We start from the raw sequence: 17,836 nt of genomic DNA on the forward strand, positions 1-17,836 counted from the left end.
CTTTTTAATAAATACCTTCTTCCCCGAATTTCTTCGCTAAACGGTTTGCCAGCATGACCAAAATAAGTCCAACGGCTGCTTTAAATAAACCAACAGCAGTACTATAGCTGAATTGTCCTTGCTTAAGACCTGCTGTATAGACATACGTATCAAAAATCTCCGCTACTTCCCGGTTCGTTGCGTTCAGTAATAAATAGACATGCTCAAAGCCAAGCTCAAGCGTATCACCAATTTTCAAAATAAGCAGAACGACAATGACACTTTTGATGGCAGGAAGTGTGATGTGCCACATTTGTCTCAATCTCCCAGCACCATCCATTTTTGCTGCTTCATATAGCTGCGGATCTACAGCTGTAATCGCCGCAAGGTAAATAATCGTCGACCAGCCTGCTTCCCGCCAAATCACCTGTAAAATGTACATTGGTCTAAACCATTCCTGACTAAGAAGGAAGTTAATCTTTTCCCCTCCAAAGAAAGCAATCAATTCATTAATTAACCCGCCATCTACTGTTAACAAAACAAAAGATAAGGACACAACAATGACCCATGACATGAAGTGAGGGATATAAATCATCGTCTGTACAAATTTCTTAAACAATGCCAATCTCACTTCATTTAAAAGAAGGGCTAATAAGATCGGAATTGGAAAGAAAATCACAACATTCATGGCAAATAAAATCAGCGTATTTTTTAATAAGATGAAAAATGTTGGTTCTGTAAACAAGCGAATAAAGTGTTTGAAGCCAACCCACTCACTGCCAAGAATACCGAGAAACGGCTGGTAATCTTGAAAGGCAATGATGAGCCCCCACATTGGCACATATTTAAAAACAAGAAAATAAATGAGCCCCGGCAAAATCATTAAATACAAAAACTTTTGACTAAGCAGTTGATTAAGTAAGCGCTTTCTTTTTTCGTTTTTCAAAGCTGCCGCAGGCACACCCTTGGCAGTGACATCCTCTGTTTTCATTGATAAAGCCTCCCCTCATGCTGATGCATGTGTTAACTGTATCTTAAGGATGAAAAATCCGTCTACAATCATATCAACAGATCATATTTTCATAGGTGAAGCTACTCAAAACGTTACATAAAACATAAGAAAATGATCCTAATCTCAGAAAATGATTATTGACAAACCTACCAGATTTTTGGATTAATAAATTAAGGGGAAAAGATTGTTTCGTTTGAAATGGGGGGTTTTATGAAAAGAAGGCAGTATAAATTTTATTACAAGCTTGTGACGTTTTTTTTCATACTTAGTACGATTCCTGTTATCATTGTCGGTATTTTTTCTTATCAGCATTCGCAAAAAACAGCACTTGAAAATATCTCAAATGAAAAGCTCGACAGCGTCAAACAAACGCAATCCAATATTGAGCATATTTTAAAAACGGTTGATCATTCTCTCACTCACTATGTCAGTTCGACACCTCTCCTTCAAACACTGGCAGAACCTTTAAATCCAGACCAATTCCAGCTTTATAATCAAGTACAGCAGGAACTGAACTACCTGCAAACCTTTGACACCGACCTTTCCAATATTACACTCGTCAGTAAAATGGAAGACTGGTACATGAACAATTCGGGGCTTTATCATGTCACAAGCGAAGACCAAGAAAAAGCGCTGACCTCTTACCTCAATATACCAAGTCACTCCAGCTGGGCACTTGAAGAGAATAATCCACTTGTTGCGACTAAAGAAGGTAAAGCATCCTTTTGCAAGTACAATGTGAATTTAATCAAACAACTGCCTATGAACAGCGTTCAAAAAAAGGGAATCGCTGTCGCCAGCATTCCAAGCTGCGTGATTGCTGATAACATGCCTGACTTCTCTCAATCAGATAGCATGTTTGTCATCGATACAAACGGAAAAGTGCTGCTACATAATCGCAAAGAACAAATTGGTGAATCGCTGAAATATCAAGATTTCGTCAAGCATGTGCTCTCACTTGAAAAACGATCAGGACAATTTGATATGAAGATCGACGAACTCAACTATCAAATCACATTTCAAAAATCTGATTATAATGAATGGACGTACCTATCCTTTGTTTCTATTCCAGAACTTAAGCAGCAAACGAAATCAATCGGGTGGATTACCTTTATTATCTGCACTATTTTGTTAGCGCTTTCATTACTATTTTCATGGTTTGGTTCCAGACACTTTTATAAACCAATCCGCTTATTATACGAGTCATTTGCACGCAATGAATCATTTTTGCAAAAACAGCCTTTTCAAAATGAATTTGAGTTAATTGAATCAAGTATTAAACAAATGAAAGATCAAAACAATGATTTAGAGGAACGGATTGAGCAGCAAGTGACACACTTACAGCAATACTTTATGGTACGGCTGCTGCTTGGAAAGCTGACAGATGAAGAAGTAAACAACCGGTTCCAAAGCTTAGGCTTTCCCCAGGGCTGGTCTCATTTGTCCATGCTTGTGACTCAAATCGATACGTTAAAAGGAACACCTTATGAAAAAAAAGATGCTGATTTGCTTTTATTTGCGATCAATGGACTGATCGAGCAGATTATTCCGCAAGAGGAACACCTTCAGCCAACCGTTGTCAATGAACATCAAACAACGATTATCCTTAACCACTCAAAATTAGACGAAGAGTTTACTGAATATTTAAATCAATTAGCAGAAACCATTCAGCAGCGTATCGAAGAAGAGCTCGGTTTATCGATCAGCATTGGGATCAGCCGCCAGTTTAAGGAGCTTACGATGGCAAAACACGCTTACATTGAAGGAAAAGAAGCCTTAAAATACAGACTCAAAGCAGAGAAAAAATCCATTATCTTATATGAGCATATCCAGCAAGGAAAGACGTTCAAAACCCATTTTCCAAAGCAGCTGCAGCATGATTTATTTGATGCGGTGAAAGCTGGCGATCAAGGCAAAGCGGATCACTATTTACATGTGCTCCTGCAATCCATTTTCTCTAAAAATGCAGGACCGCACGAATACCAGATCGCCCTCGCTCGTTTTTTAAACAATTTAATTGAGCTGATGCATTTGCTGGGTATTGAATTATTTGAGGTAGAAGACAACAAAATGCTCTATGATACGATTTTTGAATTTAAAACCTTTGAAGATACAGAAGCATGGCTGAAACATGAGATCATCCGGCCAATTATTGACCAGCTTGCTGCACGTGAAGACTCACAATACAAAAACATCTCAGAAAAAATCATTCATATTATTCATCAAGAATTCGACTCAGATCTCACCTTGGATGAAATCGCCACACGCCTGCACTACAATCCCAATTATTTAAGCAGTATTTTCAGAAAGGAAATGGATATCTCCTTTAGTGAATATCTCTCTTCCTACAGACACCATGTCGCTAAAAACTGGCTTGTAGAAACCGATATGTCCGTCAAAGAAATTTCGGAAAAACTGAAATATAAAAACCCGCAAAATTTCATCCGATCCTTTAAAAAGCTGGAAGGCACAACTCCTGGTAAATACCGCGACCAGAAAAAAGGCACGTAAGACAAAGAGTCCCGCTCTCACACGAAAGCGGGGCTCTTTTATTTAAACTGTTCATTTAAGATGCTGTCTTCCAGCACTGAAAGCGGCTCTCCATACACACGTTCAATATGAGCTGCTCCCCAATCGCATAGCGCATTGAGAATTCTTTCGAGTGACTGTCCGTATTCACTTAATTCATATTCCACTTTAGGCGGCACCTGTTCATAGACAATCCGGTTAATGACGCCATCACTTTCAAGCTCTCTCAGCTGCTGCGTTAGCATTTTTTGTGTGATGTTTGGCATAAGCCGCTTCAATTCGCTCGTACGTTTTTTCCCGTGTGTCAAATGACATAAAATCACACACTTCCACTTCCCGCCTATGACATCAAGCGTTGCTTCCACAGAGATATTATATTTTTTCTTTTCCATCGAATATTCACTCCTCTTTGTACGAACAGGCACTTTTTAGTACCTATATTACAAAAAAGTACGTACTTTTTTTTTCGTCATCTATGTTAGATAATAACTCTTGCCGATCGGCTTCGTCTATCAAAATGTCATCACAGAAGGATGTGAACTTACTGATGAAGAACAAGCAAAACCATTTTGCTCTGCTCGCACTAGCGATTAGTGCTTTTGCTATAGGAACAACTGAGTTCATTAGTGTCGGTCTTTTGCCAATGATCTCAGAGGACTTTGGAGTGAGCGTCAGTCAGGCGGGCTGGACTGTCTCTTTATATGCACTTGGTGTGACATTTGGAGCGCCTATATTGACTTCCCTTACTTCCACGATGAAAAGAAAGACATTACTTTTGCTCATTATGCTCGTCTTTTTGATTGGTAATACACTTGCCACCATTGCCCCGACTTTTTCAGTGCTGTTAATCGGCCGGGTGATTTCAGCCTTGTCCCATGGAATCTTCATGTCCATTGGCTCTACGATTGCTGCAAGCCTTGTCGTGAAAGAAAAACGGGCAAGCGCCATTGCCTTTATGTTCACTGGTTTAACAGTAGCGACTGTGACAGGTGTGCCATTCGGGACATTTCTTGGTCACGAGTTCGGCTGGCGGACATCATTTGGTGTAATTGTGATCATTGGTCTGATCGCACTGATATCCAACTATTTTCTTGTTCCGTCTCAACTAAAGCAGGGTGTGAAAACATCTTTTAAAGATCAAGCTGTCCTATTAAAAACAAAAAGAATCTTGCTTTTATTTGTCATTACAGCCACAGGGTATGGAGGAACCTTTGTCGTCTTCACATATTTATCTCCTCTCTTGCAGCATGTCACAGGTCTTGCGCCTGGGGCTGTGGCGTTGATCCTGCTTTTATACGGAATCACGATCGCAGCCGGAAATGTCATTGGCGGAAAAGCTGCTAATGAACAGCCAATGAAAGCACTGATCTATATGTTTATTATCCAAAGCATCATCTTGTTTATCCTTAGCTTCACTGCAGGATTCACAGTATTAGGCATTGGAACCGTCATGCTGATGGGGCTGTTTGCTTTCATGAATGTACCTGGACTGCAAGTAGCCGTCGTTGATTTTGCCGAAAGATACACCCCTGGAGCAGTCGACGTCGCATCTGCTATGAATATCGCTGCCTTTAATGCCGGTATTGCCATTGGCTCATTTTTAGGCGGCATCGTAACAGATTCACTTGGTCTTGTGCATACAGGCTGGGTCGGCGGCATCATGGTCCTCATCGCAGCCTTTCTTACGATGATTAGTTATCAAATGGAACAAAAAGAACAAATACAAACCATCTAAAGGAGTTTTTATTATGGAACATTTACAAAGTACAAAAACATTAAACAATGGAGTCCGCATGCCAGGCTTCGGCCTTGGTGTATTCAAAGTAGAAGATGGAGCAGAATTAGTTGATGCTGTCAAAACAGCCATTCAATTAGGCTATCGCAGTATTGATACAGCAGCTATTTATGGAAATGAAGAAGGTGTTGGACGAGGCATACAGCTTGGTTTAGCAGAAACAGGACTGCGCCGCGAGGACATTTTTGTCACATCAAAAGTGTGGAATGCCGATTTAGGATATGAATCAACCCTTCATGCATACGAAGAAAGCTTGAAAAAACTTCAGCTTGACTACCTTGATCTGTATTTAATCCATTGGCCGGTTGAAGGAAAATACAAAGAAGCTTGGCGTGCGCTGGAAACCTTGTATCGTGAAGGAAAGGTCAGAGCCATCGGAGTGAGCAACTTCCAGCCGCATCACTTAGACGAGCTATTAAAAGATGCAGAGATCAAACCAGCTATCAATCAAGTAGAATTTCATCCAAAGCTAACGCAGGAAACACTCTATACGTATTTGAACTCTCATGGCATTCAAATGGAAGCTTGGTCACCGCTGATGCAGGGTGAACTACTGCATCACCCGCTGATCACAGAGCTCGCAGACACATACAGTAAAACACCTGCTCAGATTATATTGCGCTGGGATGTACAAAAAGGTGTCATCACCATCCCAAAATCAACGAAAGCACATCGTTTAAAAGAGAACGCTGATATATTTGATTTTGTCTTAACTGATGAGGATATGAAACGTCTTTCTGACTTAAATGAAAACAAACGTATCGGTCCAGATCCAGACAACTTCGACTTTTAATCAAAACACCCCCGCTTTTTTGCTTTGCGGGGGTGTTCCTATTAATCATTTTGATTTTTTAAAGGAAGCCTCATATTCTTCTATGATTTTATTCCCACCATTTGATTTCCATTTCTCTACATCTTTCTGAAATTGATCTTCACTGATGTCTCCAAGAATGAACTTATACGTCGCATCATCGATGATTTTCTTCAATTCGTTTCCACGCTCTGATGCTGTTTCTGAATACAGGCTTTCAGCAGGATTGGCAACGATGATGTTTTTATTGTCTTCTTCTAGCTCTTCATATTTAGAACGAACTGCATCCCCTTTATTTTTCAAGTAACGTTTATCAATTCCTACAAGACTGACAAGCGGCTGTACATCTGTCTGCCAGCCTTTCACTTGGCTTTCTTCCCTGACAAATGTATTCCCTTCTTCTTTCTTATAATGCTGGCCATCGATACCGTACGTCATGAGACCATATACATCTTCTTCGGCAATGCGGTCAAAGAAGGCCAAAATCCGCTTTAATTCTGCCTCTGATTTCACGCTTGTTTTAGGGAATGCGAAGATGCCATTATGACCACCTGATGCCCACACACGTTCTTTGCCATCTGGGCCTTTGATTCGGTTGATAATATCTACTTTCATGTTTTTATCTGTCGCATCATCTCGCAGGTTCACGGCATCTACCATATTTCCAACATAGATGCCTGCTTTTCCTTGTGAGAATAATTCCTGCTGCTGTGTTTTGCTTGTCACTGGGAAGTCTTTGTTGATATAGCCATTATCACGCAGCTTTTTCATGTATTTCATTGTATTCATATATTCATCTGTCATAAAGTCTGGCGTGAATTTCCCGTTTTCTTCTTTCCAGTCTGTAGGCATACCTTCATATGAACCAAGTGTTTTAAATGCTCCATAAATTAAATCGTTCCGATCCGTAAAGCCAATTGTATCCGCTTTTCCGTTTTGATTCGGGTCTTTTTCAGTAAAGGCTTTGGCTACTTCATATAGATCATCCAATGTTTTTGGTGTATCCAAATTTAAATTTTCAAGCCAATCCTTTCGAATGACAATCCCTTGTCTTGAAAGTGGTCTTTCTCTATAGATGCCATAAAGCTTGCCGTCTATAGAGGCGTTTTTATTAATCAGTTCGTTCATCTTACTTAAATTTGGATAATCCTTTAAATACGGACCGACTTCCCAGAACATGCCTGATCTGAACGCATTAATCGCAGACGAATTTTTAATGTCTTGAATCGTCACAATTTGCGGCAAATTCCCTGCTGCAAGTGCGGAATTTAACCGATCTTCCTTCACAGCATCAGGCACCCATGTAATATCAAGCTCTGTATTTGTGAGCTTCTCAATCTCTTTTAAAACGGAATCCTTCGGCGGCTGCTGATGATATAAAATCGCCATCCATGTCAGCTTTACCTTTTTGTCTAAATCAACCTTCTCATCTGATGAGTTTGCCCCTTTACTTGAACATGCTGACAAAATACCGCTTGCTGCAAATAACAGGACAAACGCAATCAGCCATAATTTCTTTCTCCCCATAAGATCCCTCCGTTGTTCCATCTTTTTAACCCTTTACAGAACCTAGTAATGCCCCTTTGTTGAAATGCTTTTGAATAAATGGATAGACAAGCAGAACCGGAATGGTCGCCACAACAATGACAGCCATTTTAATCGTTTGGTCTGGCGGTGGTGTGGATGAGCCCATATCCGACATATCTCCCTGCATTCCGCTTGAGACAATGACAATCTGTCTCAGCAGCACCTGAATCGGCCATTTCACTGAATCATTTAAATACAGAATGGCGGTCATATACGTATTCCAATACGTCACGGCATAAAAAAGTGAAATGGTTGCAATGGCTGGCAAAGAAAGTGGCAGCACAATTTTAAAGAAAATCCCTAAATCGTTACAGCCGTCCATCTTCGCTGATTCCTCAAGACTTGCCGGTATGTTTTGAAAAAAGTTTTTCAAAATGATTAAATTGAACGCATTGATTGCAACCGGTAAAATAAGTGACCAATACGTATCAAGCAGACCAAGTGTTTTCACCACAATAAACGTCGGAATCATACCTCCGCTAAACAGCATCGTGAAGACAACGAGAAACATCAGTGTTCTCCGGCCTTTTAGCTCCTGGCGAGACAGCCCGTATGCCATAAGCGAGGACAAAAACATGCTGACAGCTGTTCCAACGAGCGTCACAAGAATGGACACAATGAGGCTGCGATACACAATATCTGTAGAAAAAATGTATCGATATGCCTCTAAAGAAAACGTCGTTGGGAACAGGATAAACTTCTTCGTGATGACCTCTTCTACTGTTGCAAAAGAGGCGGCAATGACATGGATGAACGGAAGCACACATATTAATGCGAACATGAGTAGAAAAGAGTAATTAAATAAATTGAACAATCGGCCTTTAATAGAACGATCTATGTTCATCACGCCCTTTCTTTGAAAGCGTTATCATTTCAACTGAAAGTAAGCTGCAGCCTGTGACGATATCGTGATTAAAATGTAACAAACGAGGGAAGAAAGCGTCTATAATCATCTTGACAGTCCAACTGGAAAGATCATGTCAGCCGTGCTTTTATGCTCATGAAACAAAAGAATAGGATCATTAGCTCATGACATGATTATGCCCTATGTCTGATCATTTTCTCCAAGGAGTTCCGCCGTATTGACATCTGGTTTGTAGCCTAACTCCTGCTTCGTTTTCTCAGTAGACCATGGCTTTCCTTCATTCTCTGATACAGCATAATAGGTCCCAAAGGGAATATCCGATTCAATCGCTGCCTTTGTCATACCTGCAAGATCCTCATGTGACAGCAGTGTTCTTTTTGTTCTTTGCTTTTTGTATAATGCCTTCATCTCATCTGTCACAACTGTTCCAATCCGTAAGTTGATGACAGACATTCCCGTTTGATCGTGGAACAAACGCCCCAACTGTTCGGAAGCAAATTTTAAAATGCCATAGACATTTTTAGTCGCAGGCACATCGTCAGTTGTAATCTGCCGTCCAAGTAAGGAGCGTCCATCCTCTTCATAACGATCAGTCACATGGTTGCTGCTTGCAAAAATGACTTTTTGTATGCCAAGCCGCGCGGCTGACCGAAACATATAATAGGTACTCCTCCAAAAAATATCAGTCATTTTTGCAAATTCTTCATGATCCATCACATCATGCGTCATGTCAATGTTTAGAAGATGCAAGATGACATCTGTATCCCGCGGAATTGCCTCATATACATTCTGTTCATTCGCTGCATCGGCTAAAATGACTCCTTCTACACAGCTCGTCAGATCAATAATCGTGACACTGTATTCAGTAGAGAGCGCTTTTGTTAAAAGGCGTCCAATTACACCGCACCCGCCAATGATGGTGATTTTTTTCATCTGTCTCCTCCTTTCTTTTGACGTAGTATGTCCAAGCGTTTTCTTGATTACAGCCACTTTTTCAAAAATCGTGTCGCCTCGTGACGCATAGCGGCTGTTTCAAAATGACCTGCATGAAGATGGGCAAGCTGATATCGTTCTTTCAATGAAGCAGCTTGATAGGTTTGACTCAATACCTTTTGAATCCTTCCAACGCCTTCAGCAGGCGTGAGCTGATCAAGTTTTCCAACTAAGCTTAAATGCGGTCTTGGAAAAATCATTTCTTGAATGTCCGCTGCTGTAAAATACTTTGCTAATCTCGGTACATAGTAATAAAAGCCATGCCTATCCAAATTGTTCGTTTCAATTAATGTATGATGATCCACCTGTGCGCAAAGATCAATACACACACTTACCCTCTCATCAAGTGCAGCCGTCCACCAGGAAAGGAGACCGCCCATTGACATCCCAAAGACAGCTAACCGGTCCGCCAGTACATCAGATCGAGATAGCAAATAATCAATCGCACACATGCTTTCATACAGCATCATGCCCCACATCACTTTTCCTGTTAAAAGCATTTCCTTAAAAATTTCACTTTCTGTTCTTCCCCTTCTCTCACCAAACCCTGCATGATCAATGGCCAGTACACTATATCCTTTTGACGTAAACTCTTTTGCATATGAAGGCGTTTGCAAATAATGAGCACCCTCTAACAGCTCTTCCTTCCCGTTGACATAATTACCGCCATGAGAGTGCTGAAACAGTACTACGGGTCTTTTTTTCACCGTATCCTTCGGTTTCACGAAATAAGCAGGGACTTCCTCTACGCCATTTATGGAGAGAATGAGTGTTTCCACTACATATGATTCACGTTCCTCCATTTTTAACGTATAAGCCTCCACGCGATGACGTTCTGGCATTTCTCCTAACAGACTGAGCAGTTGTTCACGTTTGTTTTCCTTTTCCATTGACGTCACTCCTCATTTTCTTGATCACCTGTTAAAATACGAGACCGATGCAGGAATCACCTTGTTTTCGACAAAATTATGTCCCGGGAAATAAAGAACACCCACCGGTTAAATACCGATGGGTGTCATCATTAGTTCGCAACAATATTGACAAGCTTCCCAGGAACCGCAATCACTTTACGAATGGTTTTCCCTTCCAGCTGTTCTTTTACTCGTGCATCATTTTTCGCAAGCTCTTCTAACTGCTCCCTTGTTGCATCAGCAGGAACGGTTAATTTTGCTTTCACTTTACCGTTAAGCTGTACGACAATTTCTACTTCATCGTCGACAAGCTTTGACTCATCATATTGAGGCCATGCTTCATAAGAAATAGACCCTTCATGACCAAGTTTATTCCAAAGCTCTTCTGCAAGATGCGGTGCAATTGGAGAAAGAAGCTTTACAAAGCCTTCTGCATATTCTTTCGGCAGTGTATCAGCCTTATAGGCATCGTTGATAAACACCATTAATTGTGAAATGCCTGTATTGAAACGCAAGCCTTCATAATGATCAGTTACCTTCATGACGGTTTCATGATAGCTGCGTTCTAATGCGCCGCCAGATTGCTCTGTCACTTTATCACTGAGTGAGCCATCTTCATTTGTAAATAGACGCCATACACGATCAAGGAAACGACGAGCACCATCAAGTCCTGTTTCAGACCAAGCAATTGACGCATCTAAAGGTCCCATGAACATTTCATAAAGTCGTAATGTATCTGCACCATGAGATTCTACGATATCATCCGGGTTGACCACATTTCCTTTTGATTTACTCATTTTTTCATTGTTTTCCCCAAGAATCATGCCTTGGTTGAACAATTTCATGAAAGGTTCTTTTGTTGGAACAACACCGATATCATACAAGAATTTATGCCAGAAGCGTGCATATAGAAGATGCAGTACAGCGTGTTCTGCTCCGCCGATATACACATCAACTGGAAGCCATTTCTTCAGCTTCTCAGGAGATGCAAGCTCTTCAGAGTTATGAGGATCAATATAACGTAAGAAATACCAGCAGCTTCCTGCCCATTGCGGCATTGTATTCGTTTCACGGCGGCCTTTCTTACCTGTTACAGGATCTACAACCTCAACCCAGTCTTTAATATTGGCTAATGGTGATTCACCTGTACCACTTGGCTTAATCTCAGTCGTCTTAGGCAAGATCAGTGGAAGCTCTTCCTCTGAAACAGCTGAAGATGTTCCGTCCTCCCAATGAATGATTGGAATCGGTTCACCCCAGTAGCGCTGGCGGCTAAATAGCCAGTCTCTTAAACGATATGTGACTTTCTTTTCACCCTTTTGATGTTCTTCAAGCCATGCAATCGCTTTTTCAATCGCCTCTTCTTTTCCTAAGCCATTTAGGAAATCAGAGTTAATGTGCTTTCCATCACCTGTGTAGGCTTCTTTTTCGATGTCTCCGCCTTCTACAACTTCTTTGATTGGAAGATCAAAGGTTTTGGCGAATTCATAATCACGTTCATCATGAGCAGGTACGGCCATAATCGCCCCTGTTCCATAAGTGGCTAACACGTAATCTGCAATCCAGATCGGCATTTTTTCACCATTTAACGGATTGATAGCATATGCCCCTGTGAAAATACCCGTTTTCGTTTTGGCAAGATCTGTCCGCTCTAAATCACTCTTCGATTGAATTTCTTTGATATATGCTTCGACTGCTTCTTTTTGAGTAGCTGATGTAATTTTTTCAACTAGTGCATGTTCTGGAGCAAGCACCGCATAAGTTGCACCAAATAGTGTATCAGGACGCGTTGTAAAAACCGTAAACTGTTCGTTATGCCCTTCTACTTCAAAATGAACGTGCGCACCTTCAGAGCGTCCGATCCAGTTACGCTGCATATCTTTGATGCTTTCAGGCCAATCAATGTCCTCTAAATCTTCTAACAGCCTGTCCGCATATGCTGTAATCTTTAGCATCCACTGCTTCATAGGACGTCTTTCAACAGGATGGCCTCCGCGTTCACTTTTTCCATCAATGACTTCTTCGTTTGCAAGCACTGTGCCAAGCGCTGGGCACCAGTTCACTGGTACTTCATCGATATAGGCCAATCCTTTTTCGTACAATTTTAAGAAAATCCATTGTGTCCATTTGTAGTAATTCGGATCTGTCGTGTTGATTTCTCGATCCCAATCATACGAGAACCCTAGTGATTGAATTTGGCGGCGGAAGTTATTGATGTTCTCTTCTGTAAAGGCCGCCGGGTCATTCCCTGTATCAAGTGCATACTGTTCTGCCGGGAGACCAAATGCGTCCCATCCCATTGGATGAAGAACATCATATCCCTGCATACGTTTCATGCGTGATAAAATATCCGTTGCTGTATAGCCCTCAGGGTGCCCGACATGAAGCCCTGCTCCTGATGGATATGGAAACATATCAAGCGCATAAAACTTCGGTTTATCTTCCGAGTCAGATGTGGCGAATGTTTTATGTGTCAGCCAATAATCCTGCCACTTCTTTTCAATTTCCCGATGCTGAAAACTCAATGTGAAAACCTCCTTTAATATGTACGGCTTTATCTGCTTAGATGACCACTGCAAGAATTCAGATTTTTCTAAAATCAACAAAAAACCCTCATCCCTGGAAAGGGACGAGAGATTTTTTGGTTCCCGCGGTACCACCCTTGTTAGCGTAACATGCTGTTCGTACGCTCACTTAATATCTTTAACGCAGACATGCGACAGAAGCTTTAACGCAACTGCAACTCTGAGGCGAGTTCAGAAGCAGATTTGATTGACTTTCACCAGCCGTCAATTCTCTAAAGACAAATACTGCTTTCCTACTACTCCTCTTCACTGTTCTTATCGTAACCGTCATCTAAGTAGTATTTTATAGAATTATGATCATAAGTGCAAGCAGGTTTGTATACAATGGGAATGTACCCTAGACTAGGGTAAAGTAGAGGATATTATTCGTGTGGAGATCGGTTATGACGGCTGGAGTCTGCATCCTGTGAACGCTGATCTCTTACAAAATCAAAGCTTCGCAGAACTGCTTCTCCTCCGTAACCTGAAATAATTGATAAGATGATCAAGTGCAGACTAGATTCGGGATTTGAGGATAAGACAAGCAGTGTAGCGGCAATCATCCCAACGAGCCAATCTTCAATAAACCCTAAGTAAATAAACTTTTTTGTCATTCTGGGCTTCTCTAGCCTGCCTTTTTTCTTTACGTGACCGAGAATGCCCATGACCCCTCCAATGGCGCAAGCAATAATGACTTGTTGCAGCATTTTCATCACCTTCCTAAAGCCCTTAGAATAGTAAAGCGACTTCAGGCTGTCCAGCCCCCTGTAATGCCATTCTGCTGTTCCGTCATAATCCATGTAAAAGGTCTATTCTCTCTAACGAAGAAAAAAAGCTTGTTTCTTCCATTATATGTGAATGACCTAAAAACAATCTTGATGCATTGGAATCATTTTTACCTAATCCATATTAACTATTTTTGTCATTTTATGAATGTTGAGTAATTGATTCCTTCTTTTTCTAATGAAAAGTCTCCTTACTTACTCTATTCTAATGGAGGACAAACTATGATGACAAATTTAACAAAGCGTTTGCAATCGTTGAAACAGAACATATGTTATGTTACGTTTATAAGGATTCATTTGGTTGAAAAGACAACCATTTGATATGTCTTATAGCAGCAAAGGAGGGTAATATGGTCAGCTCGAACATTTTCGGCTTGCAAAAACAGCTTGAACTCATCAAAAAAGCGCTGGATCATGCGCGCATCGGTGTTGTCATTACAGACCCTTCCTTAGAGGATAACCCTATCGTTTATGTGAATCATGGCTTTACACAAATGACTGGATACAAACCAGATGAGATTCTTGGGCGTAATTGTCGATTCCTTCAAGGAAAAGACACGGATCAAAAGCAGCTTGCTTTAATTCGTCATGGAATTCAAAACAAAACACCTATTACCACACAGCTAAAAAATTATAAAAAAGACGGCACTTTTTTTTGGAATGAACTCAATATAGATCCTCTATACATTGAACAAGATGACAAAACATTTTTCATTGGTTTTCAAAAGGATATTACGAAACAGAAAGAATATGAACAGCTCCTAGAAGATTCCTTACAGGAAGTCACCTCTCTTTCGACGCCAATCGTCCCAATCAAAAATGGTGTATCTGCCCTTCCGCTTATCGGGAAATTATCTGAAGAGCGCTTTGATGCCATTGTCGCTAAGTTAACCTGTATATTAGATGATTCAAAGGATGATTATTTAATTGTCGACCTTTCTGGTTTAATAGAAGTCGATGATTCCGTCGCAGCACGCATTTTCAAACTGCATCATCTTCTCAATCTAACGGGAACCGAACTAATCATCACTGGAATCAAACCGCAGCTTGCGATGAAAATGAAAGACCTCGATACAGATTTCCAGAATACGATCACTTATTTGACAGTAAAAGAAGCCATAAAAGGATTACCATTAGCTGAAAACCCTGTGTAAACAGGGTTTTTTTAGTTGAACCGCTTCCCAAAATGGAAAAATGAGGTATGATAGGTGTAAATAGCAATTTAGGGGGGCTGTTAGATATGTTGTTACTCATCATAGGTCTTTTATGTGTCTGTTTTGCCATCGGATATGCCGTCAATTTCTTCTTACTCAAACGCAAGAACGAGCTGATTTTTTCAAAGAAACTATTCTATCCTTTTTTGATCATTGGTCTCTTCTTTTCCATTATGTCATTACCGCTTGCTGCTGCAAATTCACCAAAAGCACAAGCCGATCCATCTTCCGAACAGCTTTTAAAGGATCAAAAGGAGCTCTCAGCTGACATTTCGAGCTTAAAAGCTGATAAAGAGTCGCTTACCTCCTCTTTAGAAGACGCGGAGAAGGAAAAAGAAAAGCTGGAAAAAAAGCTAGAAACGATCACCTCAGAAAAAGAAACGGTCAAACAGCAAGAAAAGACCATTCAATCGCTTGAAGAGAAAATAGACAAGCTTACCTCCAGCAATGAAACACTTAAACAAGAAAACAAGAATAGTAGCAGCGATACGAAATCTTCCACCGTCCAGCGATCTGCTCCTAAAGATGAAGGAAAAAGCACAGGCGGTCATGAATCACAAAAGGAAACAAAAAAAGAATCAGCTGCCTGTAACATTAAAGGGAGTGTCAACGGTATTTATCACACACCAAGCAGCAGATACTACTCTAGAACAAAGAATGTAACCAAAATGTTCTGCTCCGTAGAAGAGGCTGAGCGTGCCGGATACAGGGCACCTAAGCAATAGCGATGTTTAATTAAGATTAAAAAGAACCTCCTGAGCGCCCAATCGGGTTTTCAGGAGGTTCTTTTTTAAATTTCTCTTCTTAAAGCTGATAATACATTCGTTTTTGTTGCCTTACGTGCCGGGTTCAGCCCTGAGATGATCGCTACCCCTGCGCTGATCACTGTTGCTGTAATCACAAGGCTAAGCGGAATATAGGAAAAAGTAATCGAGAATTGATCGCTTGATCCTCCCTCAGACATGGACGACAAAATGGCTGGGATGATTAAATTAACGGCGAAACTAATCAAATATGAGATGATAATACCGATGATTGATCCGATGACTCCAATATAAGCACTTTCCATTAAGAACATTCGCTTGATAATGGATGGATTCGCGCCAATGGCTTTCATAATCCCAATCTCTTGTGTTCGCTCTGTTACCGCCATGGTCATCGTATTGAAAATACCGATGGCAGAAATAATGACTGCAATACATCCGACAAAAATAAGTCCAATTTTGAAGACTGTAAAGAACATAGCCATTCCTTCTAGCTGATTCGTCACAGAGATGACTTGGTAGCCTTCATCTGTTAGTTTATCCGTGAGTGCACCGACATTGTCGAATTTATCTGCATAAACAGAGGTCATTTTCTCGACATTTCCTGCTTCAGGAGACAGGTCGAGTATTTGGCCAAATTCTTTTTCATAAGCATTCGGAATCAGAATTTTATGATCCTCCTGCCACTCCAAATTCGGCTTTTTCAAAACACCTACTACACGGAAATCAAATGTTTTTTCTTTGACGACTTCATTTTCTTCATTTAGTTTTGGCACTTTGATTTGAATCACTTTATTTAAAATATCCTTCGTGTAGCCTTTAGGCTCCTTCGGTGTTTCTTCACCATTTGACGTCTGATTTAATTCTTTTTCATAGGCTTCGCGTTCTTTTTTTGTCCACAGGTGCTGCGCCATATGATACCCAACCACAATTTCGTTCGCTGACGTTGGGACTTTTCCTCGGTCTAGTTCAAGCCCTGCTTCTTTTTCTTCTTTCATATCGGTCAAAGCAGCCTGCGTTTCACTTGAACGGTTATCGAGCTCGACGTTAACCGATGGAATGATCGATGTTCTTGAGACAACAGATTTTACATGATCATATTTCTTTAAATCATCAATCTTGACGTCTCCTTTTTCTTTTCCTAACACTTTAATTTCTGTGATGATTTGCTGCTTCATAATTTCATCTTGAGCTGATTTTTGCAAACCAAAACCGACAGACGCTAAAACGATTAAGAAAGAGCATGCCATTGTCGTCGCAAGAATGGTCATAAACACACGCAATCTATTTTTCTTCATGTTTCTTCTTATGAATTTGACCTGATCTCTAAATTTCAATGGATTGTTCCCCTTTCTTTAATACACCATCGTGAAGCTGGAACGTTGTGTCTGCGATTGAAGCGACTTCATCGTCATGTGTAATGATGACGAATGTAATTCCTTTTTCACGATTGAGCTGCTGGATAAAGGCTAGAATTTCTCCTTCAGTTTCTGAATCGAGACTCCCTGTTGGTTCATCCGCTAAAATAATAGATGGATTTAAAATCAAGGCTCTTGCAATACTCACACGCTGCTGCTGTCCGCCTGACAGCTCATTTGGGTAATGTCCTGCGTGATGTTCAAGACCTACTCGTTTCAGCATTTCTTTTACTTTCTCTTTTCGTTCAGACGGCTTCACACCTTTTAAAGTGAGCGGAAGTTCAACATTCTCATACGTTGTTAAGCTCCCAATCAACTGAAAGCTTTGAAAGATAAAGCCAAAGTGGTCTAAGCGAAAGTCTGCCCATTCTTTTTCATTAAAGCCAGTGACATTGGTGCCATCAATGGTAATTTGTCCACTCGTTGGCGTAATATAACCTGATATTAAGTTCAACAAAGTCGATTTCCCTGAACCACTTCGTCCAACAATACAAGCAATATCGCCTCTTTTAATGGACAGGTCAATCCCTTTTAGTACAGGAATTTCATTTTCCCTGCCTTTTTTACCAATTTTAAATACATGATCTAATGCTTGAATCTGAATCATCT

At 40.7% G+C, this 17,836-nt stretch carries 15 protein-coding genes and 1 other annotated feature; of the genes, 5 read left to right on the plus strand and 10 right to left on the minus strand.

Annotation, left to right across the window (positions count from 1 at the left end; genetic code table 11):
* Positions 1-4: 4 nt before the first annotated feature.
* Positions 5-970, minus strand: a complete 966-nt coding sequence (locus NST59_RS13790) for an ABC transporter permease (protein ID WP_047203508.1) — start codon at positions 968-970, stop codon at positions 5-7.
* A 231-nt stretch (positions 971-1,201) separates the two neighbouring features.
* On the opposite strand from NST59_RS13790, the gene NST59_RS13795 reads away from it, so the two are divergent.
* Positions 1,202-3,502 carry a helix-turn-helix domain-containing protein gene (locus tag NST59_RS13795; protein WP_144490422.1) on the plus strand — a complete coding sequence of 767 codons (2,301 nt, stop codon included), beginning with the start codon at positions 1,202-1,204 and terminating at the stop codon, positions 3,500-3,502.
* Between the two features lie 38 nt (positions 3,503-3,540).
* Here the strand turns inward: NST59_RS13795 and NST59_RS13800 are convergent, their stop codons facing one another.
* A complete protein-coding gene (locus tag NST59_RS13800; protein WP_034322520.1) occupies positions 3,541-3,912 on the minus strand; it encodes a winged helix-turn-helix transcriptional regulator in 372 nt (123 codons plus the stop codon).
* A gap of 155 nt (positions 3,913-4,067) precedes the next feature.
* Between NST59_RS13800 and NST59_RS13805 the strand changes: the two genes are divergently transcribed.
* Together NST59_RS13805 and NST59_RS13810 are read left to right on the plus strand one after the other, a co-directional pair.
* Positions 4,068-5,255 carry an MFS transporter gene (locus NST59_RS13805; RefSeq protein WP_341040764.1) on the plus strand — a complete coding sequence of 396 codons (1,188 nt, stop codon included), beginning with the start codon at positions 4,068-4,070 and terminating at the stop codon, positions 5,253-5,255.
* A gap of 10 nt (positions 5,256-5,265) precedes the next feature.
* A complete protein-coding gene (locus NST59_RS13810) occupies positions 5,266-6,108 on the plus strand; it encodes an aldo/keto reductase (protein ID WP_180272432.1) in 843 nt (280 codons plus the stop codon).
* A gap of 45 nt (positions 6,109-6,153) precedes the next feature.
* Here the strand turns inward: NST59_RS13810 and NST59_RS13815 are convergent, their stop codons facing one another.
* The 6 genes from NST59_RS13815 to NST59_RS13840 form a co-directional block, all read right to left on the minus strand.
* The gene (locus NST59_RS13815) at positions 6,154-7,653 is read right to left on the minus strand and encodes an extracellular solute-binding protein (RefSeq protein ID WP_039180784.1); all 1,500 of its coding nucleotides are present in this window, start codon (positions 7,651-7,653) and stop codon (positions 6,154-6,156) included.
* 25 nt (positions 7,654-7,678) lie between these two features.
* Positions 7,679-8,539: a carbohydrate ABC transporter permease gene (locus NST59_RS13820; protein WP_087976618.1), complete on the minus strand. Its 861-nt coding sequence runs from the start codon at positions 8,537-8,539 to the stop codon at positions 7,679-7,681.
* A gap of 219 nt (positions 8,540-8,758) precedes the next feature.
* A complete protein-coding gene (locus NST59_RS13825) occupies positions 8,759-9,511 on the minus strand; it encodes an NAD-dependent epimerase/dehydratase family protein (RefSeq protein WP_341040766.1) in 753 nt (250 codons plus the stop codon).
* 47 nt (positions 9,512-9,558) lie between these two features.
* The gene (locus NST59_RS13830; RefSeq protein WP_106025774.1) at positions 9,559-10,461 is read right to left on the minus strand and encodes a dienelactone hydrolase family protein; all 903 of its coding nucleotides are present in this window, start codon (positions 10,459-10,461) and stop codon (positions 9,559-9,561) included.
* A 131-nt stretch (positions 10,462-10,592) separates the two neighbouring features.
* Positions 10,593-13,007 carry a leucine--tRNA ligase gene (leuS, locus tag NST59_RS13835; RefSeq protein ID WP_039180797.1) on the minus strand — a complete coding sequence of 805 codons (2,415 nt, stop codon included), beginning with the start codon at positions 13,005-13,007 and terminating at the stop codon, positions 10,593-10,595.
* Positions 13,008-13,104: 97 nt separating this feature from the next.
* Positions 13,105-13,326, minus strand: a binding site (T-box leader).
* 103 nt (positions 13,327-13,429) lie between these two features.
* The gene (locus tag NST59_RS13840; RefSeq protein ID WP_228280384.1) at positions 13,430-13,759 is read right to left on the minus strand and encodes a DUF4257 domain-containing protein; all 330 of its coding nucleotides are present in this window, start codon (positions 13,757-13,759) and stop codon (positions 13,430-13,432) included.
* 422 nt (positions 13,760-14,181) lie between these two features.
* On the opposite strand from NST59_RS13840, the gene NST59_RS13845 reads away from it, so the two are divergent.
* Both NST59_RS13845 and NST59_RS13850 read left to right on the plus strand, forming a co-directional pair.
* Positions 14,182-14,985 carry a PAS domain-containing protein gene (locus tag NST59_RS13845; protein WP_039180805.1) on the plus strand — a complete coding sequence of 268 codons (804 nt, stop codon included), beginning with the start codon at positions 14,182-14,184 and terminating at the stop codon, positions 14,983-14,985.
* A gap of 86 nt (positions 14,986-15,071) precedes the next feature.
* A complete protein-coding gene (locus NST59_RS13850) occupies positions 15,072-15,770 on the plus strand; it encodes a sunset domain-containing protein (protein WP_039180808.1) in 699 nt (232 codons plus the stop codon).
* Between the two features lie 65 nt (positions 15,771-15,835).
* On the opposite strand, the gene NST59_RS13855 is transcribed toward NST59_RS13850, so the two are convergent.
* Together NST59_RS13855 and NST59_RS13860 are read right to left on the minus strand one after the other, a co-directional pair.
* Positions 15,836-17,146: an ABC transporter permease gene (locus NST59_RS13855; RefSeq protein ID WP_144516148.1), complete on the minus strand. Its 1,311-nt coding sequence runs from the start codon at positions 17,144-17,146 to the stop codon at positions 15,836-15,838.
* Positions 17,136-17,834: an ABC transporter ATP-binding protein gene (locus tag NST59_RS13860; protein WP_039180816.1), complete on the minus strand. Its 699-nt coding sequence runs from the start codon at positions 17,832-17,834 to the stop codon at positions 17,136-17,138. Before NST59_RS13860 ends, NST59_RS13855 begins: the two co-directional genes overlap by 11 nt.
* Positions 17,835-17,836 lie beyond the last annotated feature (2 nt).

Origin of the sequence: Bacillus sp. FSL R5-0439 (genome assembly GCF_038008805.1) — a bacterium.
GTDB lineage: Bacteria > Bacillota > Bacilli > Bacillales > Bacillaceae > Bacillus > Bacillus safensis.

What these genes read in the sequence shown, in the direction of transcription:
- NST59_RS13790 (WP_047203508.1), bottom strand. Translation starts at nt 970, where the DNA reads ATGAAAACAGAGGATGTCACTGCCAAGGGTGTGCCTGCGGCAGCTTTG.
- NST59_RS13795 (WP_144490422.1), top strand. Translation starts at nt 1,202, where the DNA reads ATGAAAAGAAGGCAGTATAAATTTTATTACAAGCTTGTGACGTTTTTT.
- NST59_RS13800 (WP_034322520.1), bottom strand. Translation starts at nt 3,912, where the DNA reads ATGGAAAAGAAAAAATATAATATCTCTGTGGAAGCAACGCTTGATGTC.
- NST59_RS13805 (WP_341040764.1), top strand. Translation starts at nt 4,068, where the DNA reads ATGAAGAACAAGCAAAACCATTTTGCTCTGCTCGCACTAGCGATTAGT.
- NST59_RS13815 (WP_039180784.1), bottom strand. Translation starts at nt 7,653, where the DNA reads ATGGGGAGAAAGAAATTATGGCTGATTGCGTTTGTCCTGTTATTTGCA.
- NST59_RS13825 (WP_341040766.1), bottom strand. Translation starts at nt 9,511, where the DNA reads ATGAAAAAAATCACCATCATTGGCGGGTGCGGTGTAATTGGACGCCTT.
- NST59_RS13830 (WP_106025774.1), bottom strand. Translation starts at nt 10,461, where the DNA reads ATGGAAAAGGAAAACAAACGTGAACAACTGCTCAGTCTGTTAGGAGAA.
- NST59_RS13840 (WP_228280384.1), bottom strand. Translation starts at nt 13,759, where the DNA reads ATGAAAATGCTGCAACAAGTCATTATTGCTTGCGCCATTGGAGGGGTC.
- NST59_RS13845 (WP_039180805.1), top strand. Translation starts at nt 14,182, where the DNA reads ATGGTCAGCTCGAACATTTTCGGCTTGCAAAAACAGCTTGAACTCATC.
- NST59_RS13850 (WP_039180808.1), top strand. Translation starts at nt 15,072, where the DNA reads ATGTTGTTACTCATCATAGGTCTTTTATGTGTCTGTTTTGCCATCGGA.
- NST59_RS13860 (WP_039180816.1), bottom strand. Translation starts at nt 17,834, where the DNA reads ATGATTCAGATTCAAGCATTAGATCATGTATTTAAAATTGGTAAAAAA.